27 protein-coding genes and 1 tRNA gene are annotated in these 23,722 nt (G+C 64.4%); 8 read left to right on the top strand and 20 right to left on the bottom strand.

Features of this window, described 5'->3' with window-relative positions:
• Positions 1-9: 9 nt before the first annotated feature.
• From P1K30_RS17230 to P1K30_RS17165, 14 genes are all read right to left on the bottom strand, one after another.
• The gene (locus P1K30_RS17230; protein WP_275634005.1) at positions 10-405 is read right to left on the bottom strand and encodes an ester cyclase; all 396 of its coding nucleotides are present in this window, start codon (positions 403-405) and stop codon (positions 10-12) included.
• A 53-nt stretch (positions 406-458) separates the two neighbouring features.
• A complete protein-coding gene (locus P1K30_RS17225; RefSeq protein ID WP_275634004.1) occupies positions 459-1,223 on the bottom strand; it encodes a metallophosphoesterase family protein in 765 nt (254 codons plus the stop codon).
• A gap of 151 nt (positions 1,224-1,374) precedes the next feature.
• Positions 1,375-3,324 carry a vWA domain-containing protein gene (locus tag P1K30_RS17220; RefSeq protein WP_275634003.1) on the bottom strand — a complete coding sequence of 650 codons (1,950 nt, stop codon included), beginning with the start codon at positions 3,322-3,324 and terminating at the stop codon, positions 1,375-1,377.
• A complete protein-coding gene (locus P1K30_RS17215) occupies positions 3,321-3,860 on the bottom strand; it encodes an RNA polymerase sigma factor (protein ID WP_275634002.1) in 540 nt (179 codons plus the stop codon). The genes P1K30_RS17220 and P1K30_RS17215 overlap by 4 nt, the downstream gene beginning before the upstream one ends.
• A 145-nt stretch (positions 3,861-4,005) precedes the next feature.
• Entirely contained in the window at positions 4,006-4,443 is a 438-nt protein-coding gene (locus P1K30_RS17210; RefSeq protein WP_275634001.1) for a molybdenum cofactor biosynthesis protein MoaE, read from the bottom strand.
• Between the two features lies 1 nt (position 4,444).
• The gene (moaD, locus tag P1K30_RS17205; protein ID WP_275634000.1) at positions 4,445-4,693 is read right to left on the bottom strand and encodes a molybdopterin converting factor subunit 1; all 249 of its coding nucleotides are present in this window, start codon (positions 4,691-4,693) and stop codon (positions 4,445-4,447) included.
• Positions 4,690-5,361 carry a CDP-diacylglycerol--glycerol-3-phosphate 3-phosphatidyltransferase gene (pgsA, locus tag P1K30_RS17200; RefSeq protein WP_275633999.1) on the bottom strand — a complete coding sequence of 224 codons (672 nt, stop codon included), beginning with the start codon at positions 5,359-5,361 and terminating at the stop codon, positions 4,690-4,692. The genes moaD and pgsA overlap by 4 nt, the downstream gene beginning before the upstream one ends.
• 189 nt (positions 5,362-5,550) lie before the next feature.
• Positions 5,551-7,431, bottom strand: coding sequence for an excinuclease ABC subunit UvrC (uvrC, locus tag P1K30_RS17195; RefSeq protein ID WP_275633998.1), 1,881 nt, complete (start codon positions 7,429-7,431; stop codon positions 5,551-5,553).
• A gap of 309 nt (positions 7,432-7,740) precedes the next feature.
• Complete coding sequence (locus P1K30_RS17190; protein WP_275633997.1) at positions 7,741-8,523, bottom strand: SDR family oxidoreductase; 783 nt, start codon at positions 8,521-8,523, stop codon at positions 7,741-7,743.
• Between the two features lie 13 nt (positions 8,524-8,536).
• On the bottom strand, positions 8,537-9,493 hold the full coding sequence (locus P1K30_RS17185; protein ID WP_275633996.1) for a calcium/sodium antiporter: 957 nt from the start codon (positions 9,491-9,493) through the stop codon (positions 8,537-8,539).
• 6 nt (positions 9,494-9,499) lie between these two features.
• A complete protein-coding gene (locus P1K30_RS17180; RefSeq protein WP_275633995.1) occupies positions 9,500-9,661 on the bottom strand; it encodes a hypothetical protein in 162 nt (53 codons plus the stop codon).
• The gene (locus P1K30_RS17175) at positions 9,658-10,458 is read right to left on the bottom strand and encodes a S49 family peptidase (protein WP_275633994.1); all 801 of its coding nucleotides are present in this window, start codon (positions 10,456-10,458) and stop codon (positions 9,658-9,660) included. The genes P1K30_RS17180 and P1K30_RS17175 overlap by 4 nt, the downstream gene beginning before the upstream one ends.
• A gap of 104 nt (positions 10,459-10,562) precedes the next feature.
• Positions 10,563-11,324, bottom strand: coding sequence for an ABC transporter permease (locus P1K30_RS17170; RefSeq protein WP_275633993.1), 762 nt, complete (start codon positions 11,322-11,324; stop codon positions 10,563-10,565).
• The gene (locus P1K30_RS17165) at positions 11,321-12,253 is read right to left on the bottom strand and encodes an ABC transporter ATP-binding protein (RefSeq protein WP_275633992.1); all 933 of its coding nucleotides are present in this window, start codon (positions 12,251-12,253) and stop codon (positions 11,321-11,323) included. Before P1K30_RS17165 ends, P1K30_RS17170 begins: the two co-directional genes overlap by 4 nt.
• Positions 12,254-12,453: 200 nt before the next feature.
• Here P1K30_RS17165 and P1K30_RS17160 point away from each other — a divergent pair, with 200 nt between their 5' ends.
• Positions 12,454-13,293 (top strand): sulfotransferase family protein, encoded by an 840-nt coding sequence (locus P1K30_RS17160; protein WP_275633991.1) that lies wholly within the window; start codon positions 12,454-12,456, stop codon positions 13,291-13,293.
• A 4-nt stretch (positions 13,294-13,297) separates the two neighbouring features.
• On the opposite strand, the gene P1K30_RS17155 is transcribed toward P1K30_RS17160, so the two are convergent.
• Together P1K30_RS17155 and deoD are read right to left on the bottom strand one after the other, a co-directional pair.
• A complete protein-coding gene (locus P1K30_RS17155) occupies positions 13,298-13,924 on the bottom strand; it encodes a hypothetical protein (protein ID WP_275633990.1) in 627 nt (208 codons plus the stop codon).
• A gap of 53 nt (positions 13,925-13,977) precedes the next feature.
• Positions 13,978-14,682: a purine-nucleoside phosphorylase gene (gene deoD, locus P1K30_RS17150; protein ID WP_275633989.1), complete on the bottom strand. Its 705-nt coding sequence runs from the start codon at positions 14,680-14,682 to the stop codon at positions 13,978-13,980.
• An 82-nt stretch (positions 14,683-14,764) separates the two neighbouring features.
• On the opposite strand from deoD, the gene P1K30_RS17145 reads away from it, so the two are divergent.
• Complete coding sequence (locus tag P1K30_RS17145) at positions 14,765-15,241, top strand: excalibur calcium-binding domain-containing protein (protein WP_275633988.1); 477 nt, start codon at positions 14,765-14,767, stop codon at positions 15,239-15,241.
• 72 nt (positions 15,242-15,313) lie between these two features.
• The gene (locus tag P1K30_RS23940; RefSeq protein WP_338052383.1) at positions 15,314-15,745 is read left to right on the top strand and encodes a TFIIB-type zinc ribbon-containing protein; all 432 of its coding nucleotides are present in this window, start codon (positions 15,314-15,316) and stop codon (positions 15,743-15,745) included.
• Between the two features lie 10 nt (positions 15,746-15,755).
• Here the strand turns inward: P1K30_RS23940 and P1K30_RS17135 are convergent, their stop codons facing one another.
• Positions 15,756-16,088, bottom strand: a complete 333-nt coding sequence (locus P1K30_RS17135) for an EamA family transporter (protein ID WP_275633987.1) — start codon at positions 16,086-16,088, stop codon at positions 15,756-15,758.
• 160 nt (positions 16,089-16,248) lie between these two features.
• Between P1K30_RS17135 and P1K30_RS17130 the strand changes: the two genes are divergently transcribed.
• Positions 16,249-16,521, top strand: coding sequence for a GlsB/YeaQ/YmgE family stress response membrane protein (locus P1K30_RS17130; protein WP_275633986.1), 273 nt, complete (start codon positions 16,249-16,251; stop codon positions 16,519-16,521).
• A 7-nt stretch (positions 16,522-16,528) separates the two neighbouring features.
• On the opposite strand, the gene P1K30_RS17125 is transcribed toward P1K30_RS17130, so the two are convergent.
• The 3 genes from P1K30_RS17125 to uvrB all read right to left on the bottom strand — a co-directional run bounded on the left by P1K30_RS17125 (position 16,529) and on the right by uvrB (position 20,842).
• On the bottom strand, positions 16,529-16,927 hold the full coding sequence (locus P1K30_RS17125; protein WP_275633985.1) for a GFA family protein: 399 nt from the start codon (positions 16,925-16,927) through the stop codon (positions 16,529-16,531).
• A gap of 315 nt (positions 16,928-17,242) precedes the next feature.
• Positions 17,243-18,631, bottom strand: a complete 1,389-nt coding sequence (locus P1K30_RS17120; RefSeq protein ID WP_275633984.1) for a calcium-binding protein — start codon at positions 18,629-18,631, stop codon at positions 17,243-17,245.
• 42 nt (positions 18,632-18,673) lie between these two features.
• Positions 18,674-20,842: an excinuclease ABC subunit UvrB gene (gene uvrB / locus P1K30_RS17115; RefSeq protein WP_275633983.1), complete on the bottom strand. Its 2,169-nt coding sequence runs from the start codon at positions 20,840-20,842 to the stop codon at positions 18,674-18,676.
• Between the two features lie 560 nt (positions 20,843-21,402).
• Here uvrB and P1K30_RS17110 point away from each other — a divergent pair.
• The 4 genes from P1K30_RS17110 to P1K30_RS17095 all read left to right on the top strand — a co-directional run bounded on the left by P1K30_RS17110 (position 21,403) and on the right by P1K30_RS17095 (position 23,704).
• Positions 21,403-21,714, top strand: coding sequence for an ETC complex I subunit (locus tag P1K30_RS17110; RefSeq protein WP_275633982.1), 312 nt, complete (start codon positions 21,403-21,405; stop codon positions 21,712-21,714).
• 107 nt (positions 21,715-21,821) lie between these two features.
• Positions 21,822-21,898: transfer RNA gene (locus tag P1K30_RS17105), tRNA-Arg, on the top strand.
• A 262-nt stretch (positions 21,899-22,160) separates the two neighbouring features.
• A complete protein-coding gene (locus P1K30_RS17100; RefSeq protein ID WP_275633981.1) occupies positions 22,161-22,817 on the top strand; it encodes a DUF1007 family protein in 657 nt (218 codons plus the stop codon).
• Positions 22,808-23,704, top strand: coding sequence for a nickel/cobalt transporter (locus P1K30_RS17095; RefSeq protein ID WP_275633980.1), 897 nt, complete (start codon positions 22,808-22,810; stop codon positions 23,702-23,704). Before P1K30_RS17100 ends, P1K30_RS17095 begins: the two co-directional genes overlap by 10 nt.
• The last annotated feature ends 18 nt before the right edge of the window (positions 23,705-23,722 follow it).

Genomic DNA, 23,722 nt, shown 5'->3' with positions numbered 1-23,722 from the left:
CGCTGGCGACTAGTGCGTCTGAAGCTGCGCGGCGATGGCGTGGACATCGACGGTCGACCAGCCGCGCGTGATGCGGCCATCGTCGTAGTTGTAGAAGCCATTGGCGCTGAACAGCACCCGGCGCCCGTTGACCGGCAGGCCGTAGATCTTGCCGCAGGGCGTGCAGTTGAAGCACAACCGCACCGCGACCATCGGCGGCTCGACCACCATGAAATCGATTTCGTATTTCAAGTCGGGAACGTGTTCTAGGCGTTCGATGAACTTCGCTTGCATCTCGGCCATACTAAGAAGGCGCCCGTTGTACAGGACACTTTCGTGAAGGTGCTGACCAAGCGAGGTCCAGTCCTTCGCGTTGACGCACGCGATAAAGTCGCGAAAACGCCTGGCTAGGTCTTTCTGGGCCATTGTATTGTTCATTTATCCTGAGAAATTTGCAGCCGACGCCAATGATTTACACGTTAGACTGCAAGCCATCCTGTTTCTAGGGTCGTGGCCCAGTCTTCGCGGTTTTCAGCGCGCGCGGTGGCGGCCATGCGCGCCGGGTCGTAGGGAACGGCGTGCAGGGTGACCTGCCATTCGCCGTTCTTGTCCCGTGTAAGCTCTGCATAGCTTGCGTCGGGTGTCCCGGTTTGCATGACGTGCGGGACAGGGGTGTCGTCGTCATAGGCGGGCAGACCGACGCTGCCCGGGTTTACGATCAGCGGGCCGCCCGGAAGGCGGACGATCCGGGGCAGGTGGGTATGCCCGCACAGGACAAGCGACACGTCGATGTCCCCGGCAAGGGTGCGGATCCCGTCCAGCGGGCGCGGGCCCGTGGTGCCGTCGGCGCGGACCTCGTCCAGCCAATAGGTCTGGTCGTCGTGCGGCGTGGCGTGGCACAGCAGAATGTCGTCGCCCAACCGCGCGGTGGGGGGCAGCGTGCCAAGCCAGTCAAGGTGCCGAGGCTGAAGTTGCCGGTAGGCCACGGCGTCCGAGACGTGCATCTGTTCCGGCGACTGGTCCAGCAGATACCTGTCGTGGTTGCCGCGCACCGACAGCATCGGCCGCGCCAGCAGGATCTCGGCGGTTTCCGCCGCCGCCAGCGGGCCGCTGAAATGGTCGCCAAGGTTCACCACCGTCCCGATCCCGCGCCGGTCGATATCGGCCAGCACCGCCGACAAGGCGTCGGCGTTGCCGTGGATATCGGCGATGGCTGCAAAGCGGGTGGGTACAGGATCAAGCATGGCCGCCGATCTAAGCGCGGCGGCCCGATCCATTCAACTGGTGGAATACCTGACCTTCAAATGATCGTGGCCCCCTTTCCGGGACAGCGGAAAGGGGGCCGGCGAGGGCCGGGGGAGAGACGGCGACAAAGGGGCCCTCGCGATCAAAGGCCTATTGCGAAAGGCTTTCTGCAAGCCGCATGAGGTTGATCGCCTCGCGGCGATAGCCGAAGGGGTCGTCGCCCTGCGCCGAGGCCGCCAGCGCGATCGCGTCGTCATAGTCCCAAGTTCCGACGTAACGTCCTTCGCGCAAAAGCTGGCCAAACCCGGCGATGGCGGCGGCCCAGTTGGCGTCTTGGCTGGCGCTGGCCATGCCTTCGGTCACCGGAACCTCGATCAGGGTCGAGGCGGCTTCGCCCGGATCCTTGTAGCGCACCCGCAGGAACGCCAGTTCGTCGTTGCCGTCCGTTGCGGTGTCGGCGGCGCTGTCGTTCGCATAGCGCAGCGGGTCGTTCAGGATGGCCGGAGAGCCGACCGGCGTGATCTCGTACAAAGCGGTGACCGCATGACCGGCCCCGACCTCGCCCGCGTCGACGCTGTCGTTGTTGAAGTCCTCGCGCCGCAGGGCGCGGGTCTCGTAGCCGATCAGCCGGTATTCCGCGATCTGGGCCGGGTTGAACTCGACCTGTATCTTCACATCGTCCGCGATGGGGAACAGCGCGCCGGTCAGCTGATCCACCAGCACCTTCTGTGCCTCGTTCAGCGTGTCGATATAGGCGGCGGTGCCGTTGCCGGTCTGGGCCAGCGCCTGCATCGTCGCGTCCTGCAGATTGCCCCGCCCGAAGCCCAGCACCGACAGGTAGGTGCCGCTGTCGCGCTTGTCGGCGATGTAGTCTTCCAGCGCGTCGGGGTCGCTGAGACCGACGTTGAAATCGCCATCGGTGGCCAGCAGCACGCGGCCGACCTCGTCGTCCCCGGTCATCGCCTCTGCCACGGCATAGGCCTGTTCCAGCCCGGCCTGCCCGGCAGTCGAGCCGCCGGCCTCTAGCCGGTCCAGCGCCGCGAGGATCGTGTCACGCTCCGAGGCGGGCGTCGCCTCTAGCGCCAGCCCGGCAGACCCGGCGTAGGTGACAATCGCGACTTCGTCCTCGGGGCGCAGTTCGCTCAGCATCAGGCGAAAGCTTTGCTTCAGCAGCGGCAGCTTGTCGGGGTCCTGCATCGAACCGGACGTGTCGATCAGAAAGACGAGGTTCAGCGGCGGCCGGTCTTCGAGCGCGGGAAGCTGACCCTGCAGGCCGACGGTCATCAGCCGGGTGTCCGGGTTCCACGGCGTGTCGGCCAGCGTCACCGTCGGGCGGAAGGCAGTGCCGTCGGGGCCCGGAGCCGCGTAGTCGTAGGTGAAGTAGTTCACCATCTCTTCGATCCGCACGGCATCCGCCGGGGGCAATTGGCCGTTCATCAGAAAGTCGCGGATCACGGCATAGCTGGCGGTGTCGACATCGACCGAGAAGGTCGAAACAGGGTCCTCGGCCACGACCTTGACCGGGTTGGAGTCGGCGTTGGCGAAGGTTTCGGTGTCCGGCATCTCGGGCGCCACCCGGTCCATCGGGGCCGGTGCGATCAGCCCGCCGACCGGGGCCATGTCGGGCGCGATGGACGGGGCGGGCATCGGTTCCGCGACGATCTCGGCGGGGGCGGCGAAGGTCTCTGCTTCGGCCTCTTCCTGAAAAGTCTCGGTCAGCGACCGCCCCGAGGCGGCCGTGTCATCGGCTTCGCGCCGGGTCTCGACAGCCGGGGCAGGGGCAACCTCGGGCTGGGCAAGGTCGCCAAGGTCGGGGCCATCCTGCAGCATCGGGATCAGGGCGACGAGGCCCACGGCGACAAGGGCGGTAGAGGCGGTCAGACCCGCGCGGGATGTCAAAGCGGTCAGCATGTTTCGAACTCCTGCAACAAGACCCGCCCATCGTGGACGGTCAGGAGTAGGACGCGCCGCGCCCGCCGATCCTTGGGCGCGGTCGAAAATTTCTTGCGCACGGGCAAGGTCGCGGGCTTTCCGATCCGCGTCGGGATCGGGGGTCGCGTCCTGAAAGGCGCGTTTCAGGTCGTCGAGCGGATCGGTCATGCACTCAGCTCCTCATCCCGCATCGCCTTCAGGCGCTTGCGGATTTCCGAGAGCCGCCAGCTGACGGTTCCCTCGGATATGCCGAGGGCCTCGGCGGCTTCGGCATGTGTCATCTCGTCCCCCATCGTCAGCGCGGCGGTGTCGCGCAGGTCTTCGGGCAGGGCGCGCATCGCGGTCTGCAGCCAGTCGAGCCCCTCGGCCGTTTCGGCGTCGGCGGCGCGGCGGGCGATTTCCCAGTCGCCCCAGCCGTCGGCGGCCTTCGCCCGCGTCGCCGCGCGGCGGCGGGCATCATGGGCGGCGTTCACCGCGACGCGATACAGCCACGTCGTGAACTTCGCCTCGGCGCGGTATCCCCGCAGCTTGGCCGGAAGCGCAAGGCAGATGTCCTGCGTGAGGTCCTCGGCCAGCGGGCGGCTGCCGGACAGGCGGAAACAGACGCGGAACAGGCTGTCGTAGTGCCGCGCGAGCAGCGCCGAGAACGCGTCCCGGTCGCCGCCCGCGGCGGCGTTGGCCAGCTCGGTGTCTGTCGTCTTCATGCGCATCACGTTTGGTGAGACGTGTGCCGCCGGTCAATCCTTGGCGGGCTTGGTTGGAAAATTTAGCCCAAAGGGGGCGCTGCCCCCCGTCGCCTGCGGCGACGTCCCCCGAGGTATTTGGAAAGAGAAGAAGCAGGCGGCGCGATTACCAGCGCCGCAGCGCGTCCTCGTCCGCATCCTTCGCGGCGACCCAGTCGGCGCCGGTCTGGGTGACCTCGCGCTTCCAGAAGGGGGCGCGGGACTTGAGGTAGTCCATCAGGAATTCCGCGGCCTCGAAGGCGGCGGCGCGGTGCCCGGCGGCGGTGGCGACCATCATGATCTGTTCGCCCGGGGCCAGCGTTCCGAAGCGGTGGATCACCAGCGTCGCTTTCAGGTCCCAGCGGGTGGTGGCCTGTTCCACGATCCCGGCGATCGCCTTCTCGGTCATGCCGGGGTAGTGCTCGATCTCCATGTGGCGCAGGCCGCCGTCGTCGCGCACGAGGCCGGTGAAGCTGACCTGTGCGCCGATGTCGGTCCGCCCGGACGCGAACCCGGCAAGTTCCGCGCCAAGGTCGAAGGGGTCGGACTGGACCCGGACGGTCATGTCAGCCCCCCGTCATCGGCGGGAAGAACGCGACCTCGCGCACGCCGTCCAGCGGGGCGTCGAAGTCGGACAGTTCCTGATCCAGCGCGACGCGCAGGGCGGAGATGTCGGCGAAGGCGGCCTCGTACCGGGCCTCGCGGGCCTTCAGTTCCTCGACAAGCGCGGCGACGGTGGTGGCCGAGGTGTCGATCCGTTCCTTCGGCAGGCCGATGCGTTCGCGCACCCATGCGAAATAGAGCACGTCGATCATTTCGGCGCCCCTTCGCGGAAGAAGGGCAGCGATTTGCGGAAGTAGTCCCAGCCGGTCAGCAGCGTCAGCACCGCGGCGATCCACAGCAGGACGACGCCGCCCCACCAGCTGTACCACGCGGCGGCGACGTTCCATTGCAGGCCCACTGCATCGGGGATCGCGCCGGACATGATGCCGTCGATGGTGGCCGCGTCCATCCCGACGGTGCGGGCGATCATGTGGTGTTCGAAGATGCCTTTGGCGAACAGCACCGCGATGGCGACCATCTGCGCCATCGTCTTCCACTTCGCCAGCTTGGTGACCTTCAGCGTCGACGCCTGCGCGCCGAGGAATTCCCGCAGGCCCGAAACGAAAACCTCGCGGAACAGGATCATCGTGGCGGGCAGCAGAATCCACGGGTCCATACCCGAAAAGCCGGTGATCACCAGAAGCGCGATGACGACCATCGCCTTGTCCGCGATCGGGTCCAGCATCGCGCCGAAGCGGCTTTCCTGTTTCCAGAGCCGGGCAAGGTAGCCGTCGAACCAGTCGGTGACCGCTGCGCTGATGAACAGCAGCATCGCGAACCAGTCCGCCCACGGGCGCACGAAGTAGAGGAACATGATCGCCACACCCGGCGCTGCCAGCAGCCGGAGTACGGTCAGGATATTGGGGATCGTCCAAGCCATGACGACTTACCTAGCTCCTTCCGGGGGGGCTGGAAAGGTGTCTGCGGTGTCGAGTGACGTGGAATTGTGGACGGGCCCGGTGTGGTGCCGGGACCGTTCGTCGCATCTGCGGGATTATTCCGCGTTCAGGCGGACGCCACTGGCTCGCGTTGCCGGTGAGACGTCCGCATTGCGGCACGCGGCCCCGGTTTACGATTTCTCGTGGAAGAAGTCGTAGATCGCCTCTGCCAGTTGGCCCGAGATGCCGTCGACCGCCTTCAGGTCCGACAGATTGGCGCGGCTGACGGCCTTGGCCGAGCCGAAATGCGCCAGAAGCGCGCGCTTGCGCGTTGCGCCGACGCCGGGCACTTCGTCCAGCGGGTTTGCCATCTGGGCCTTGGCGCGTTTCGCCCGGTGGGTGCCGATGGCGAAGCGGTGCGCCTCGTCCCGCAGGCGCTGGACGAAGTACAGCACCGGGTCGTTGTGGCGCAGGGCGAAGGGTCGGGTGCCGATGCGGTGGAATTCCTCTTTGCCCGCGTCGCGGTCGATCCCCTTGGCGACACCGACCATCGCGATGTCCTCGACCCCCATCTCGGTCATGATCGAGTGCACCGCCGACACCTGCCCGGCGCCGCCGTCGATCAGCAAAAGGTCCGGCCACATGCCGCGGTCGCGATCGGGGTCTTCTTTCAGCAGGCGCTTGAACCGGCGGGTCAGGACCTCTTTCATCATGCCGAAGTCATCGCCCGGGGTCAGGTCGTCGCCCTTGATGTTGAACTTGCGGTACTGGTTCTTCATCAGCCCCTCGGGCCCCGCGACGACCATCGCGCCGACCGCGTTGGTGCCCTGGATGTGCGAGTTGTCGTAGACCTCGATCCGCTGCGGCGGGCCATCCAGCCCGAAGCTTTCGGCGATGCCGTCCAGCAGCTTCGCCTGCGTCGCGGTTTCGGACATCTTGCGGGCAAGGCTTTCGCGCGCGTTGCGCAGGGCGCCGGCCACAAGCTCGGCCTTTTCGCCGCGCTGGGGCACGAGGATCTCGACCTTGTGGCCCGCCTTCTCGGCCAGCGCCTCGGACATCAGGTCGCTGTCCTCGATGTCATCCGACAGGATCAGCTGACGCGGCGGTTCCTTGTTGTCGTAGAACTGGCCGATGAAGGCCTGCAGGACCTCTGCCGCACTTTCGGTGCCGCCCAGCCGGGGGTAGTAATCGCGGTTGCCCCAGTTCTGGTTGGCGCGGATGAAGAACACCTGCACGCAGGCCTGCCCGCTTTCCATGTGCAGTGCGATCACGTCCGCCTCGGCCACGCCGCGCGGGTTGATGCCCTGACTGGACTGGACCTGCGTCAGCGCGCGGATTCGGTCGCGCAGGGCAGCGGCGCGCTCGAACTCCATATCGTCGGACGCCTTCTGCATCTCGGCGGCCAGTTCTGACTGCACTTTGGTGGACTTGCCCTGCAGGAAGCGTTCGGCGTCGGACACCAAGGCGGCATACCCCGCTTCGTCGATATGGCCGACGCAGGGGGCGCTGCACCGTTTGATCTGGTACAGCAGGCAGGGCCGCGTGCGGCTTTCGAACACCGAGTCCGTGCAGTTGCGCAGCAGGAAAACCTTCTGAAGCTGGTTCAGGGTCCGGTTCACGGCACCGGCGCTGGCGAAGGGGCCGTAGTAGGCGCCTTTTTCCTTCTTCGCGCCGCGATGCTTGGTGATCTGCGGAAAGGCATGGTCCTTCGTCACGAGGATGTTCGGGAAGGATTTGTCGTCGCGAAGCAGCACGTTGTAGCGCGGCTTGAGCTGCTTGATCAGGTTCTGTTCCAGCAGCAGCGCCTCGGTCTCGGTGCGCGTGGTGAGGAACATCATCGAGGCCGTCAGCTGGATCATCCGCCAGATGCGCGGGCTGTGGCCGGACCCGCGAGCATAGTTCGAAACCCGCGCCTTTAGGTTGCGCGCCTTGCCGACGTACAGGACTGCCCCCTTGGCATCCAGCATCCGGTAGACCCCCGGCGACGCGTCGAGAGTCTTCAGGTACGACTGGATGACAGAGGCGCCCGTGGGCTTGGTTTCCGGCTGGGTCTGGCTGGTCTGGTCGGTCATGGATCCAAGATCGTGATTCTGGGCGCTGGCTGCAATCTCCGCATGGCGAGAACAAGGGGAATTGTGTCCACGGAATCTGGGGATAAGTCTGAAGAGAACTCTGCGACAGCGCGATTTTTTCTTTGTTTTTATACGGTTTCCACGGTCTGCCTTATTTTTGGTCACTTTTGCAAGGCATTGTTATTATTGATAAAATTTATGAACGAATTGTAAATGGCCGTGATTTATTAAGAAAATGCTTCGATTTCATGACATTGGCCGGGGCAGTGCACAAGTTTCGCGGCGGGCGCCGCGACGGGGCACCCGCTGCTAGAGTTCGGTGTCGATGTCTGCGGTCTTCCAGGCAAGGTGCTGGCCGCCGTCGATGCAAAGCAGCTGACCCGTCACAGCGGGGGCGTTCAGGAAGTAGCGAAGCGCGCCGACGATGTCCTCGGGGTTCGAGCCGCGCTCTAGCACGGTGGTCTCGCGCTGCTTGCGGAAATGCTCTTCTGGTTGATTTGCGCCCTGAAGGGTGGGGCCCGGGCCGATGGCGTTCACCCGCACTTTCGGGGCCATCGCCATCGATGCAGTCTGGGTGAAGGCCCACAGACCCATCTTCGCGATGGTGTAGGACATGAAGTGCGGCGTCAGCTTGCGGACCCGCTGGTCGATCATGTTCACCACCAGCGCCTCGGCGCGGGGTTCGTCCATGCTGTCGGTCGAAGGGTCCGGCGCCTGAGCGAACAGCGCCTGCGTCAGCACGAAGGGCGCCCGCAGGTTGGATTCCATGTGGCGGTCCCAGCTGTCGCGGGTCGCGGACTTCAACGAGTCGTACTCGAAGATCGACGCGTTGTTCACCAGCAGGCTGATCGGCCCCAGCGCCTGTGCCGCGCGCGGCAGAAGCGCCTGCGCCGCGTCTTCATCGGTGAGGTCCGCCTGTAGCGCGACGGCGCGGCGGCCCATTGCCGTGATCTCGGCCACAAGTTCGTTCGCGGCGTCCTCGGACCCGGCATAGTGCACAGCCACGTCGAAGCCGTCTTCGGCAAGGGCCAGCGCCATCGCGCGGCCCAGACGTTTGGCGGCGCCGGTGACAAGGGCGTTTCGGATCTGCATGGCGGGCTCCGGTTCAGTTCATCACAAGGATCAGGACCAAGTACGCCACGTACAGCAGCGACAGGACGATACCAGCCATACGGCCCATGTCCTTGCGCCGGATCACAGTTGGCGCGAGCACCACGCTGGCGGCCAGCATGACCCACAGGTCGAGCCGCAGGAAAGACGCGTCGACCGGGATGTCGCCGAACAGCGAGGCGACGCCGAGGATGAACAGCAAGTTGAACAGGTTCGACCCAATGACGTTGCCCAGCGCGACGTCCGCCTGACGGCGCAGGGCGGCGGCGACTGTCGTGGCGAGTTCCGGCAGCGACGTCCCGATCGCGACAAGGGTCAGGCCGATGACGGTCTCGCTGACGCCCCACGCGGTCGCGATGTTGACCGCGCTGTCGACCAGCAGCTGCGCGCCCAACGGAAGCCCGACAAGGCCAAGGGCCAGGAACACGCCGATCTTCCAGCCCGCAAGGTTCGGGTCGGCGCCTTCGGGGGCTTCGTCGTCGTCTGCGGCCAGCTTCGCCTCGCGCCGGTCTTTCAGCGCCGAGTAAATCTGTTCGCCGATCACGGCGGCGAATACGGCCAGCAGAACAAGCCCGTCCAGCCATGTGATCGGGCCAAGGAACGCGAGGCCGATGAAGACCACGGTGGCGAGCATCATGGTCCAGTAGGATTTTTTGGTGTCGTGGCTGCCGGTGGCAAGGCCGGTCATCAGCGCGGGCACACCCAGTACCAGCAGAACGTTCGCGGTGTTCGATCCGACCACGTTGCCCAGCGCAAGGCCCGGTGCACCGTCAAGGATGGATCCGACCGAGATCACCAGTTCCGGCGCAGAGGTGCCGAACGCCACCACCGTCAGGCTGACGATCAGGGCGGGAATGCCAAGGCGCAGGGCAAGGTTGACCGCGCCCCGGACCAGCAGGTCCCCGGCAACCAGCAGAATGACAAGACCGGCAGCAGCTAACAGATAATCCAAGGGTTCCTATCCCTTACCGCAGTCGCACCGGCCCTTGCCGATGCGGTAGCGACCGCACCGGGGGCATTTCTTGTTCGCAAGGAACTTCTGGCCCGGAAACCGCAGGCGGCCGAACATCGCCAGTACGCCCATCGCGACAAGGAAAAGAACGACGACCTTGACGATCACAGGCCGAACCTCGCGTAGGCGTCGCGCTCTTCGATGGCGGCGATGGCGTCGTCGGCCAGCGTCATGCCGAACCGGGACAGCAGCCCGCGTTTCGGGCCGTAGGCCTGTAGCCGCACCTTGTCGCCGAAGATTTCCTTCATCTTCGGCACGACGTGGCCGATGCCGTCGGCAAGCCCGACCTCGACCGCCTTGCGCCCGATCCAGATGTTGCCGGTGAACAGGTCGGGGTGGTCGCCCAGCCGCGCGCCGCGCCGGTCCTTCACATAGTCGATGAAGGTCTCGTGAATCTCTTCCTGCCAGCCCTTCAGCCGTTCGACGTCATCCGGGTTCTCGGGCCGGAACGGATCAAGCATCGACTTGGACCGCCCCGAGGTATGCACGCGCCGTTCGACACCGTGGCGGGCGATGAACTCGTGCAGGCCAAAGCTGGCCGAGATCACGCCGATCGAACCGACGACCGACGACGGGTCGATCCAGATCTCGTCCCCCGCGCAGGCCAGCCAGTACCCGCCAGAGGCGGCGACATCCTCGGTGAAGGCGTAGACCTTCACGGATTTCTCTTTCGCAAGCCGACGGATGCGGGCGGCGATCAGCGAGCTTTGCACCGGCGACCCGCCGGGAGAGTTGATCACCAGCGCCACCGCGTCCGGTTTCCCGCGCGAGAAGGCGCGTTCGATCGTCTGGGCGGTGCCCGCGTCGTTCAGCGCGCCGCGCCGGTTGCCCGAAGCGATCATGCCGTTCAGGCGGACGACGGCCACGGTGGGATGCGATTTTACGAAGGGAAGCCAGCGTTTCATGCCAAGGCATGTAGCTTCGGGGGGGCGACGCAACAAGGTCGCCTCCCCGGTTTATTAGGGCATTGTGGGGCTGTTGCCCGCTGGATGGGCGCCCTTGGCACGGATCAGGTCTTGATCCGCCAGCCAGTGCGGAAGATCCACCAGATCACGGTCAGGCACAGGCAGGTGAACCCAAGGATCGCCAGCAGCGACCAGCCAAGCGCCACGTCCGCGACCCCGAAGAACGACCAGCGAAAGCCCGAGACAAGGTAGACCACCGGGTTGAACAGGGTCACCGTCTGCCACGCCGGCGGCAGCATCGAGATCGAGTAGAAGGAGCCGCCAAGGAACACCAGCGGCGTGACCACCAGAAGCGGCACCAGCTGCAACTGTTCGAAGTTCTTCGCCCAGATGCCGATGATGAAGCCGAACAGCGCGAAGCTAAGACAGGTCAGCAGCAGGAAGGCGATCATCGCAAATGGATGCTCAATCCGCAGGTCCACAAAGAAATGCGCGGTGATCAGGATGATGACCCCGATCATCAGCGCCTTCGTGGCGGCCGCGCCGACGTATCCGATGACGATTTCGATGAAGTTCACCGGTGCTGACAGAACCTCGTAGATCGTGCCGACGAACTTCGGGAAGTAGATCCCGAAACTGCCGTTCGAGATCGATTGGGTGATCGCCGATAGCATGATCAGCCCCGGCACGATGAACGCGCCATAGCTGACGCCCTCGACCTCGTCGATGCGGCTGCCGATGGCGGTGCCGAAGACCACGAAGTACAGCGAGGTCGACAGCACCGGCGATACGACGGATTGCCAGATGGTGCGGAAGGTCCGCGTCATCTCGAACAGGTAGATGGCTCGGATCGCGTGCCAGTTCATGCCGCGTCCTCCTTGTGTACGAGGCCCACGAAGATTTCTTCCAGGCTGGACTGTCGGGTCGTCAGGTCCCGAAGGGTCAGACCGGCGGTTTTCAGGTCCGCGAACAGGCGGTTGATGCCGGTGCGTTCCGACTGGGCGTCGTAGGTGTAGATCAGTTCGTTCGGGGCGTCGCCGATTTCCAGCGACCAGTGGGACAGGCCCTCCGGGATCGTTTCGACCGGATCGGTCAGTTCAAGGATCATCTGCTTTTTGCCCATGCGCTTCATCAGCGCGCCGGTTTCTTCGACCAGCAGGATCTCGCCTTTGTTGATGACGCCGATGCGGTCGGCGATGGCTTCGGCCTCTTCGATGTAGTGGGTGGTCAGGATGATCGTGACGCCCTGCGATTGCAGGTCCCGCACGATGTCCCACATGTCCTTGCGCAGTTCGACGTCGACGCCTGCGGTCGGTTCGTCAAGGAACAGCACGCGCGGTTCATGCGCCAGCGCCTTTGCGATCAACACGCGCCGCTTCATGCCGCCCGACAGCGACCGGATCGGTTCGTTACGCTTGTCCCACAGGGACAGGCGGCGCAGCACCTCTTCGATCTTGCCGTCCTTCGCCGGAAGCCCGAACAGCCCCCGCGACAGGCGCACCGTATTCTGAACCCGCTCGAACGGTTCCAGCGCGATCTCTTGCGGGACCAGCCCGATCAGCCGCCGCGCGGCGCGAAAGTCGCGGATCACGTCGTGGCCGCCGACGGTGACAGAGCCGCCGGTCATGGTGGACAGGCCGCAGATGATCGAGATCAGCGTCGTCTTACCGGCGCCGTTCGGGCCAAGCAGGGCTAGGATCTCGCCCTCGGGGATGTCGAGTGACACGCCCTTCAAGGCATCGCCGCCGCCTTCGTAGGTCTTTCGGACGTCCTTGACGGACAACATTGTACTCATGGTCACCTCCTGGGGCGCCGCTTACATAGCGCCGGACCGTGACGGGACAACGAAAAAGTGGCGTCTGGCCGCGATTGCCCGCCCGCCCCGGTTGCGGCAGGATGACGTCACGGTCGCGCCGCAGTCGCGGGGCAGGACGGCGGACAGCCGCAGATGGGCCATCGTGTCCGGGCGGGCAGGAACAGGCGGAGATCGGGCGAATGGCCGAGGCAGGGCAGGGGCGCAAACGCGCGACACGGTACAATTTCATCGTGGGATTGCCGCGCTCGGGGTCGACCATGCTGGCCGCGCTGCTGAACCAGAACCCCCGGTTCCGCGCCTCGGGGACCAGCGCGGCGCAGATCATCTTCCAGATGCTGTACAACCAGTTCTCGGGCGACAGCGAGTTGTCGGCGCTGTTGGACGACGACCAGCGCCGCGCGGTCATGCACGGTGTGATCGACGCGGTCCATCACGACAGGGGCGACGCCGATGTCGTGTTCGACACCAACCGGCGCTGGCTGTTGCGGGCCGAGCAGTTGGTCGCGCTGTACCCGCTGTGCCGTTTCATCATCACCGTGCGCGATCCGGCGCGGGTTGTCAGTTCGCTCGAGCGCGCGCGGCGGTCGCTAACGTTTCGGCAGTCAAAGCTGTTCGACCCCGACACGACGCTGGCGCAGCGGGTGAACCGGCTGATGTCGGACGACGGCATCGTCGGGCAGTCGCTGAACCTTGTGCAGGACGCTCTGATGGGGCCGCTGTCGGAACGGATGATCGTGATCGACTACGACCGGCTTCTGGCGGCGCCGGCCGAGACGATGGACCTGCTGTACACATTCCTGCGCGAACCGACCTTTGCGCACGACTTTCAGGATTTCAGCTTCGACCTGCCGCGGCTGGATACCTTCCTGAACACGCCCGGCCTGCACAGCATACGCGGTCCGCTTCGACCCGCGACGACCGAGATGCTGCTGCCCGAGAAAATGGCCGAGCGGCTGAGCGAGCGCGCGGTCTGGACGGACGTACCCGGCACGCAGGCCGTGCGGCTGCTGGCAGGCTAGGCGGTCACAGCCCGGCCCAGCGGTTCGGTTTCTTCAGTTCCGGCACCTTCGCGGCGGCCATCGCCCATGCCAGCTTGAACCGGCGGCGCGACAGCGATGTGCCGATACGGGCGCGGGCGATCTCGCGGGTCAGAAGTTCTCCGGACTCGGCCATCGACAGGATCGTGCGGGCGCCGTCGATCAGTTCCTTGTCCTCGGTCAGGTCGTCCTTCACCTCTTCCGCCAGATAGCCGATGGACGACTGGAAGGTGTTGGTGGTGATCACCACCGGCAGGTTCAGGAACGGCCCGTAGCGCGCCACCAGCGTGTCCGTGTCCGGCAGGTCGCCGTGTTCGTCCAGCATGTCGCTGGACCCGACGGTCCCCACCTGAATGTTGACGTGTTCGTTCGACAGGCTGGTCGGGTCGGCCCACATCACGACGTCTTTCGACACCGACACGGCGGTGCCGTCCGGTGCGGTCACCGCCAGCTTGGCCGAGGCCTCGCACACGTCCCAGACGGTCACCGCAAGGATGCTGCGCAGGCTGCCCTGACCCTTGCCGATCTTGTTCTCGGCCTTCAGCGACTGCAGCCGCCGGAACACGTTGCCGGTGACCTCGCCCAGGGGGATCCAGCCTTCTTCGAAGAACATCGCCTACCTCGTCTGTCCGCTTTGCACCCTTTCTGCCGCGTCAGAACGGAGGGTCAAGCGAAAGCGGCCTCTAGCGCGATCTCGACCATGTCGCCGAACGACCGTTCGCGGTCCGAGGACGGCAGGTCCTCGCCCGTCAGCAGGTGATCCGAGATGGTCAGCACCGACAGGGCACGGCAGGCGTGGCGGGCCGCAAGGATGTACAGCTCGGCGGTCTCCATCTCGACGGCCAGCACGCCGTGGCGGGTCATCGCCTCGTTCAGGTCGGGACGTTCGTCGTAGAAGACATCCGACGAATAGATGTTGCCGACATGGGGCGACAGGCCGCGACCGCGCGCGGCCGCGACGGCGGATTCCAGCAGGTCGTAATCGGCGCAGGGGGCGAAGTTCAACTCGCGCAGGATGCCAGCCGAGGGGGTGGACAGGGTGGTCGAGGTCATCGCGACCACGATATCTCGCAGCGCCACGCTTTCCTGCATCGCCCCGGCGGACCCGATGCGGATCAGCGTCTTCGCCCCATAGTCGCGGATCAGCTCGTTGACGTAGATCGACAGCGACGGCATGCCCATCCCGGTGCCGTGGATCGTCACACGGTTGCCCTTCCATGTGCCGGTATAGCCCAGCATGCCCCGCACCTCGTTCACGCAGACAGGGTCGTCGAGGAAGGTCTTCGCCGCCCATTCCGCCCGGCGCGGATCGCCCGGAAGCAGGACCGTCTCGGCGATGTCGCCCGGTCTCGCGCCGATGTGAATGGTCATGTGGCTGTCTCCCTCTGCCTGCGTCGCGGCAGCTTAGCCCGCCCGCCCCACCTGCGCCATAATCGATGGATACCCCGGGCGCATGGACGCCACGACACCTCGTCAGCAGCGGCGCGCCCGCAGGGTGGAACGCCGGATGGCCCGCGCCGATGCGCTGCGTCGTCGCGCGTTCGCGCCGCTGCGCATCGCGGGGCTGATCGCGGGCGTTCCGCTGGTCGCGACAGGGCTGACGGTGTCGATCTTCATCCGCACCTCGGGGTTTTCGCATACGGACGCGGCGCTGCACCTGTACGCGCTGGCCGGTTGCGAACACGCGCGAAGGGTCGGGCTTGCCCCGGCAGCCGAGGGGTTCCCGGGCTATCACAAGCGGTATGATCGGGATGGCAACGGCATCTCGTGCGAGGACGGCGGGCGCGATCTTGGGCCGCGGCTGGTCCGCTTTCCCGCGCCAGAGGTCGTGACAGAGGCTGGTCCAGAAACCGCGCCCGACGCCGCACCCTTGCCAGAGGCTGATCCCCCGCGCCAGATGGATGGCGGGGCCAAGTTCCTGCGTCCCTGAACTTTCCGTGTGGGCGCATTGCGTCGCACGGCGCAGGCCCCATGTGTCGCCGGACTCGGAGGAGACCTGCGAATGAAATGCCCAACTTGCGACGTTGATCTGCTGATGACCGAACGCCACGGCGTCGAGATCGACTATTGCCCGAAATGCCGCGGTGTCTGGCTGGATCGCGGAGAACTGGACAAGATCATCGAGAAGGCCACCGGCCCTCTGGTCCAGCCGGAACCCGACCGCGAGCCCGACCCGGATCAACGCCCCACCGCGCCGCAGCACCGCGCGCCTGATCCGCAGGTCTGGCAGGAACCCTACCGCGAGCCGCCGCGCGAGCATCACGAGCGTCGCGACCCGCGCGATGGGGACCGGTACGCGGCGCGCGGTGTCCGTGATCACGACAGATACCGGGATGATGACGACGATCGGTGGGATGACCGGTATCGCGGTGGCAAATCCTATAAGAAGCGCCGCCGCAAATCGATCTTGGCAGAGATCTTCGACTTCGACTGACGAGGGCCCGCTAGCGGACCATCAGGAAGATGGCCGCGACAGCGCAGCCGATTCCGGCGAATTCTCTCCAAGTGATCCGCTCGCCGAAGAACAGGTTACCGATCACGCACAGGGCCAGAAGGCTGAACATCGCATAGGCCACACCGGCCTGTGCCAAAGAGATATGGCGCATCGCAAGAAACCACGCGATCGCGGAGACCGCATAAAGCGCGCAGCCGACGGCAAGGGGGGCAGAGGCCAGCCCGTGGCCCTTGTCTGCCGCGAGTTTCAAAAGCGCGTCGCCAAGAATGACGATGCCCGCACACGCCAGGGTAAGAATGTAACCTGTTGTAAAATTTGTCATTAATTGTACCCGAAAAAATATATTCCCGACGCCGGCAGAAAGCCTGCGGGCCGGACCTTAACTTGGTACGGATTTATCGCTTGCCGCTTCGAACCGGCAAAGTCTGGTATTCCACCGTATCGCCCTACCTTTCCCGTCAGGAACAAGGACGGAGACGAAAATGGAAGGTGTACTTGGCACGATGGGCGTGATGGCGCTTGTCATCATGGCGGTGATCGGCTTGCTGGCGGGCTGGATCGCCGGGACGGTCGCGGGCCGGAACAAGGGCATGTATATGCTGTTGGGCGTCGTCGGCGCGTGCGCGGCCCCGTTCCTGTTCGCGGCGCTGGGCATCGGCCTTCTGGCCGCGTGGGGCGTGTTCGCGATCATCGTCTTTGCGCTGATCGGGTCGGTTATCGTGCTGCTGCTTGGGAAAATGCTGTTCGACCGCTGACTGCGGATCAGAACCACATGTCGTGGACGGTACGCCCGTCCATCGGCAGGTCTTCGAAACGGACGAGCCCGTCGAAATGCCGGATGGGCAGATGCGCCACGGTTTCGGGTTCCGACAGGCGCACGTTGACCGCGATGCGGGTGCGGCCGTCGGGGTTCGGGCCAAGCCCTTGCCAATGGCTGACGCATCCGCAGGTCGGGCAGAAATGGAACCCCAGTACAGCGTCGCCGCCCGGTCGCACGTAGGACTGCGTGGTGCCCGTCACCGCGATACGCCCGCCGACCCAATCGTAGATCCACAGCGTCGCATAGCGCCGGCAGGCAGTGCAGTTGCAAGCGGTGGCAGTGCCGGGATGTCCGTCGAAGGTCCATCCGACGTCGCCGCAAAGGCAGGTTCCGGTCAGCATGGCGCGTGTCCTCCGATGTCTGAGGCGAAGCTCACATTTGACGCCTAGCCTGTCACCTAGCTTTTCGGTGGCTCACAGGCCACGCCATCGCCGTCCCTGTGCAACCTGTAGACCCGGTCGACGACACGAAACCGCCGTGGAGAGTGGCACGGCGGTTCCGCAGAAGCTTCTCGGCGCGCATTCGACAGGACATTTCCGAGGATGAGGCGCTGTAGACTCGCTTCGTGGAACGATCCTATCAGAAAAGTGGGTGCGGCGCGACGGTGTCCTTTGCGTGTGCGGTGCGTTGAAAACGCACCCTACGAGGCCAATCAGTCATACGATGAAGTCATCCAAGCTCAGGCCGACTGTTCCATCCAAAATGATCCGCATGTCCGAACTGCCGTTCCCGTCGAAGTCGATATAGATTGCCGTATCGCTATCAACCTCCGCCGTGCGGGCACTCGGGCCGCTTCCGGTTAGACCGCCGTTCAAAGAGACGGTCAACTCCGGCACCAGTGTGGAAAAATCGATCTGGTCCGAGCCGGTTTCAAAATCAGTTATTATGTCCTCTCCGGGTCCGATCAGGGAGTCTTCCAATGAGTTGAACACGAAAAGATCCGCACCTGAGCCGCCCGTCAGGTAATCACCCTCTCCACCACCGATCATCGAGTCGCTACCGTCGCCGCCGATCAACTCGTCGTAGCCATCGCCGCCGAACATAAGATCAGCGCCGCCGCCACCGAATATCAGGTCGCTGCCTGCGTCTCCTGACAGCACGTCGGTTCCGGCGCCTCCGTCGATGGTGTCGCCGCCAGATCCACCCAGAACGCTGTCTTTTCCAGCATTTCCTTCGATCAGGTCGGCGCCGGAGCCGCCCTCCATCGTGTCGTTGCCCACGTCTCCGACAAGGTAATCGGTGCCGTGGCGGCCCTTAAGAACGTCGTTGCCGATGCCGCCGAAAAGCTGATCCTTGTCGTAGTTTCCGATTAGGACGTCGTCGCCGAACCCCCCGATCAGGATGTCGTTGTCCGTGCCGCCGTAAAGCCAGTCGCTTCCGCGCCCGCCAATAAGTTCGTCGTGGCCGTCTTCGCCGCGTAGCGTGTCGTGTCCAGCTCCGCCGGAGGCAAAATCGTTTCCGTCGCCACCGATGAACTCGTTGCTTAAGCTATTGCCCACGAAGGACAGATCCATAACTATGGAAAAACTGTCGCCCGTTCCGAAGGCCAGGCCGTCGACGTTGATGTATACTGCGTCGCCAGTGTGAAAAACATTGTCTCTCGGTAAGCTAAGGGAATTGGCCGCGTCCAAAAGACGGGCTTCCATTATGGTCAGCATCGAATTGTCGGTTAGTGCGTCGAAACTCAGCTCGTATCCGTTAAATCCGGTTTCGTCAGGAACATTAATAAAAATGCCTGATTGAAGCGTAGTGTAGTTGATTGAGTTTCCGGATATATCTATCGACGCTGGAACGACTTCACCCGAGTCGCCGTCAATGTCAAATACTTCAACATTGTAGAACTCTATTAAATCTTCAGAAACGGCGGAGGAGGTCGCCCATGAAACTTTATCTTCTAAAGTAGGGCTGAACATATTTAGGTTTACATTGGTTCCGGAAAGCATATTCAAAAGCTCCCATGCAAAAAGGAAATTCTGCCGGCAAATGTAAAGCTTGCAATTTGACTGGTCAAATTTTTCTTTAACAAGATATGCGTTTCGAGCCATAACTGTTTTAGCGCAAGATACAAAGAATTTGGGTTGACTAGACTACTTCTTCCTCCTCTTTACGTTGCCGCCACGCTGCCCCGGCCTCCCCGCCGTGCTGCGCCCCCTCGTGCTGACAGCGGCGTCCGCGGCGGCCTCTACCGCCGACTGCCGCGCCAGCGGGTCGTCATGGATGGCAAGATCGACGGCCTCCAGCCGCTTGATCTCGTCGCGCAGGCGCGCCGCCTCTTCGAATTCGAGGTTCTCGGCTGCCTTGCGCATGTCCTCGCGCAGGCCGTCGAGGTGGGCCTGCAGGTTGCCGCCCGCCGCCTTGTCGACCTTGGCGGTCACGCGGTTCATGTCGGTGTCGCCCTGATACAGCCCGGCCAGAACATCCTCGACGTTCTTGCGCACGGTCTCGGGGGTGATCCCGTGCTCTTCGTTGTAGGCCATCTGCTTTTCCCGGCGACGCTCGGTTTCCCCTAGCGCGCGTTCCATCGAACCGGTGATGCGGTCGGCGTACATGATCACGCGTCCGTCGGCGTTCCGCGCCGCGCGGCCGATGGTCTGGATCAGCGAGGTTTCCGAGCGCAGGAAGCCTTCCTTGTCGGCGTCGAGGATCGCCACCAGTCCGCATTCGGGAATATCCAGCCCCTCGCGCAGCAGGTTGATCCCGATCAGCACGTCGAACGCACCCAGCCGCAGATCGCGCAGGATCTCGATCCGTTCGATCGTGTCGATGTCCGAGTGCATGTACCGCACGCGGATGCCCTGTTCGTGCATGTATTCGGTCAGGTCTTCGGCCATGCGCTTGGTCAGGGTCGTGACAAGCGTGCGATAGCCCGCGGCGGATACCTTGCGCACCTCGTCCAGCAGGTCATCGACCTGCGTTTCGACCGGCCGGATTTCGACCTGCGGGTCCAGCAGCCCGGTGGGGCGAATGACCTGTTCGGTGAACACGCCGCCGGTTTGTTCCAGTTCCCACGATCCGGGGGTCGCCGAGACATAGACCGACTGGGGCCGCATCGCGTCCCATTCCTCGAACTTCAGCGGGCGGTTGTCCATGCAGGACGGCAGACGGAACCCATGTTCGGCCAGCGTGAACTTGCGGCGATAGTCGCCCTTGTACATGCCGCCGATTTGGGGAACCGAGACGTGGCTTTCGTCGCAAAACACCAGCGCGTTGTCGGGGATGAACTCGAACAGGGTAGGGGGCGGCTCTCCGGGGGCGCGGCCGGTCAGGTAGCGGGAATAGTTCTCGATCCCGTTACAGACGCCGGTCGCCTCCAGCATCTCGATGTCGAAATTGGTGCGCTGTTCCAGCCGCTGCGCTTCAAGCAGCTTGCCCTCTCCCACCAGCTGATCCAGCCGCTGGCGCAGCTCTTTCTTGATGCCGATCACCGCCTGATTCATCGTCGGGCGGGGCGTGACGTAGTGGCTGTTGGCGTAGACTCGGATGCGGTCGAACGTATCGGTTTTTTCGCCCGTCAGCGGGTCGAACTCGGTGATCGCCTCCAGTTCCTCGCCGAAGAAGGACAGACGCCACGCCCGATCCTCAAGGTGAGCGGGGAAAATCTCCAGCACGTCGCCGCGCACGCGGAAGCTGCCGCGCTGGAACGCCTGATCGTTGCGGCGGTACTGCTGCGCCACAAGGTCCGCCATCACCTGCCGCTGGTCGTATTCCTTGCCGACGTGCAGGTCCTGGGTCATCGCGCCATAGGTCTCGACCGAGCCGATGCCGTAGATGCACGACACCGACGCCACGATGATCACGTCGTCGCGTTCCAGAAGCGCCCGGGTGGCCGAGTGGCGCATCCGGTCGATCTGTTCGTTGATCTGGCTTTCCTTCTCGATGAAGGTATCGGTGCGCGGCACATAGGCTTCGGGCTGGTAGTAGTCGTAGTAGGACACGAAATACTCGACCGCGTTGTCCGGGAAGAAGCCCTTGAACTCGCCGTACAGCTGGGCCGCCAGCGTCTTGTTCGGCGCAAGGATGATCGCCGGACGCTGCGTTTCCGCGATGACCTTGGCCATCGTGTAGGTCTTGCCGGTGCCCGTCGCGCCCAGCAGCACCTGATCGCGCTCGCCATCGCCGACACCTTGGCTCAGTTCCGCGATCGCCGTCGGCTGGTCGCCGGCGGGCTGGAACTCGGTCTGCATGACGATCTGCTTGCCGCCTTCCAGCTTCTCGCGCGTGCGCACGTCCGCGGCGGCGGCATGAAGGATCGGCATCTGGTCAGGACGGTTATTGTGCATCAGGTGATTCCGGCTGGGATGGAGTCACAATTGTGTCTGCGGTGCCCGGCTTCAACCCCTGCCACTGACAGCGTTGTGTCAGGAACTGGCAGCCAGAGTCAGCCGACGCTGGCCGCGATCCGGTCCGGTGCCCCAGTTCCGCCCGAATTTGTCGGCAGTGTTCGAATCGTGCAGTTCTTGGCCCGCTGGGCCGTCGCACCCGGGCGCGATCCGCATATCCTTTCAAAACGACGGCCAAAAGATGCCAGCGGATCAGCAAGAACCCGCTCAACCTATGGTTTAAAACTTGTTGATCTTAACCCTGATGACGGTTACGTTTGTCAGGCAAGCAGCAGCACGCTGTCGGACGCCCCGCTGCACCCACCCCACCCCTCAAAGACTGCGAGGGCGTCCGACAGCACCTAATCTCCCCGAAATCGAACATGTCGCGACCGTCGCAGACAACGACCTGCGAACGCGAGCAATGCGCCGCATTGCGCGGTTGCGATCGGAACGCTATCTCTGCCATACCGTCGTCAGACGCTAGGAGATCGCCCATGCCCGCCCGCATCTACAAGCCCGCCCGAAACGCGATGCAGTCCGGAACCGCCAAGACCCGCGAATGGGTTCTGGATTTCGCGGCCGACACGGCGCGCGAGGTCGATCCGCTGATGGGCTGGACGTCTTCGAACGACACCCAGGCTCAGGTTCGGCTGCGGTTTTCGAGCAAGGAAGCGGCGCTGGAATATGCCGAGGAACATGGCATCGAGGCGCAAGTGACTGAGCCGCAGACGCGCAAGCCCAACATCCGCGCGCGCGGCTATGGCGAGAACTTCGCCACCGACCGGCGCGGTCCCTGGACCCACTGATCGGCCAGAGCCGGCATCAGCCCTCTGCAACGCCCCGCCATCTTCGACCGTCCCCCCGCGCAAGGCGGCTTGATCTGCCGCGCCCCGTGTCGCAGAACGTGGTCAGCGGTCCCTTAGCTCAACTGGATAGAGCAGCTGACTTCTAATCAGCAGGTTCGGGGTTCGAGTCCTCGAGGGATCGCCAGATTTGGGGTTTGCGACGCAAAGAATTGGATTGCGCGGCGCATGACGGGCGGCCCCTTAGGCGCGCGGTATTCTCGACATAAGTTATTGCGTTGTCGAACGGCCTGCCTTGCATCCTCGCCGTACCCACTTGCACACCAATCACGTTGCGTGGCACCCCCTTGCCAAAGATCCCACGGGCCGGACTGTTGCACGGGTCGCCCAAGGTCGAGGACAGCGATGCTTCTGCTGGGGCACGACCCGGAGGACGAGGTTTGACGTCAATGTTCCGCAGGCAGACGTTTCACGCAGCGACGGGGTTGGCGTGCCTTCTTCTGGCGGGGCAGGCGGCTGCGCACCCGCATGTGTTCATCGACGGCGGCGTTGATTTCCGGTTCGGCCCCGATGCGACGCTGGAGGCGCTGGAGGTCACGTGGCGCTATGACGAATTCGAAACGCTCTACATGCTGTCGGCGCAGGGCCTTGAGCTGAACGACGCGGGTGAGCTTGACGAGGAAGACCGGCTGGCGCTTGTGCAGCAGCTAAGCGAATGGCCCGCCGATTTTGACGGCTCGGCGCATCCGGTCATGGATGGGGCGGCGATACCGCTTGAATGGCCCAGCGATCTTGACGCGCATATGCTGGATGGACGCCTGCAATTGACCTTCGTCCGCAGGCTGTCGACGCCGCTGGACATGCAGGGGCGCGAGATCGACGTCTCGTTCCACGAATCCACCTATTTCTTCGCCTTCTCACTCACGGACCCGCCCGAGCTTATCGGGGATGCGGATGCCTGCTCGGCGCAGGTCGTGGATTTCGATCCGGATAGTGAATCCGAAGACCTTGCGGAGACGCTGGCAAGCCTCGGTCGCGAGGAAACGCCCGAACTGGCCAACGTCGGTGCGTTGTTCGCCGACCGGATCGTGGTGCGATGCGACTAGCCCTTGTCATCGGTGTCTGCGGTCTGATCGTTCTGGCGTTGCTGATGGTGCCGGACCTGTCGGGGCTCGCACATTGGGCGGTCGAACAGCAACGGGCTTTCCAGAACGAGATGGCCGGCGCGGTGCGCGGGCTGCGGGCCGGAAACCCCGGCGCGACGGCGGCCCTTTTGACGGCGGCAGGCGCCTATGGGTTCGTTCACGCGGCGGGGCCCGGGCACGGCAAATACCTGATCGGAGGCGTGGGCGTCGGGTCGCGCGTGTCGATGGCGCGCCTGCTGGTCATCGCTGTTCTGTCCAGCCTTGCGCAGGCGGCGTGGGCGATCCTTCTGGTGTACGGCGGCTTCGCGCTGCTGGAGGTGTCCGCGCAAAGCGTGACGACGCTGGCGGAAGATTACCTTGCCCCCGCAAGCTATCTAGTGATCGGGCTGATCGGCGTCGTTCTGGTCTGGCGCGGACTGCGCGGCCTTGCCCGGCAGAGAACGTCGGGCCACGACCACGGGCATGATCACGATCACGACGGCGCGTGCTGCGGCCACGCGCACGGCCCGACGCCGGACGAGGTCGCCGCGCTGGGCTCGGTGCGCGAAACGCTGGCGCTTGTCGGCAGCATCGCGGTCCGCCCCTGCACCGGCGCGATCTTCTTGCTGGTGATCGCGTGGCAGATGGACATCCGCGCCGCGGGCGCCGCCGCCGTGATCGTCATGGGGCTTGGCACCGCGACGCTGACCGGCCTTGTCGCCGTGTCCAGCATCGCAGCCCGTGGCATGGGGCAGGCGTCGGCCAGCCGGTTCGGGGCGGCTGCACGGATCGGACCCGCGCTTCAGATCCTGGCTGGCGGCTTCGTCATCTGGATGAGCGTCCTGTTTCTTGGCGGCGGGGTCTGGTAGCCGCGCCGGGGCCCTGAC

The sequence above is a fragment of the Psychromarinibacter halotolerans genome (assembly GCF_029168315.1).
GTDB lineage: Bacteria > Pseudomonadota > Alphaproteobacteria > Rhodobacterales > Rhodobacteraceae > Psychromarinibacter > Psychromarinibacter halotolerans.
This window is presented reverse-complemented; position numbering and strand designations above follow the sequence as displayed.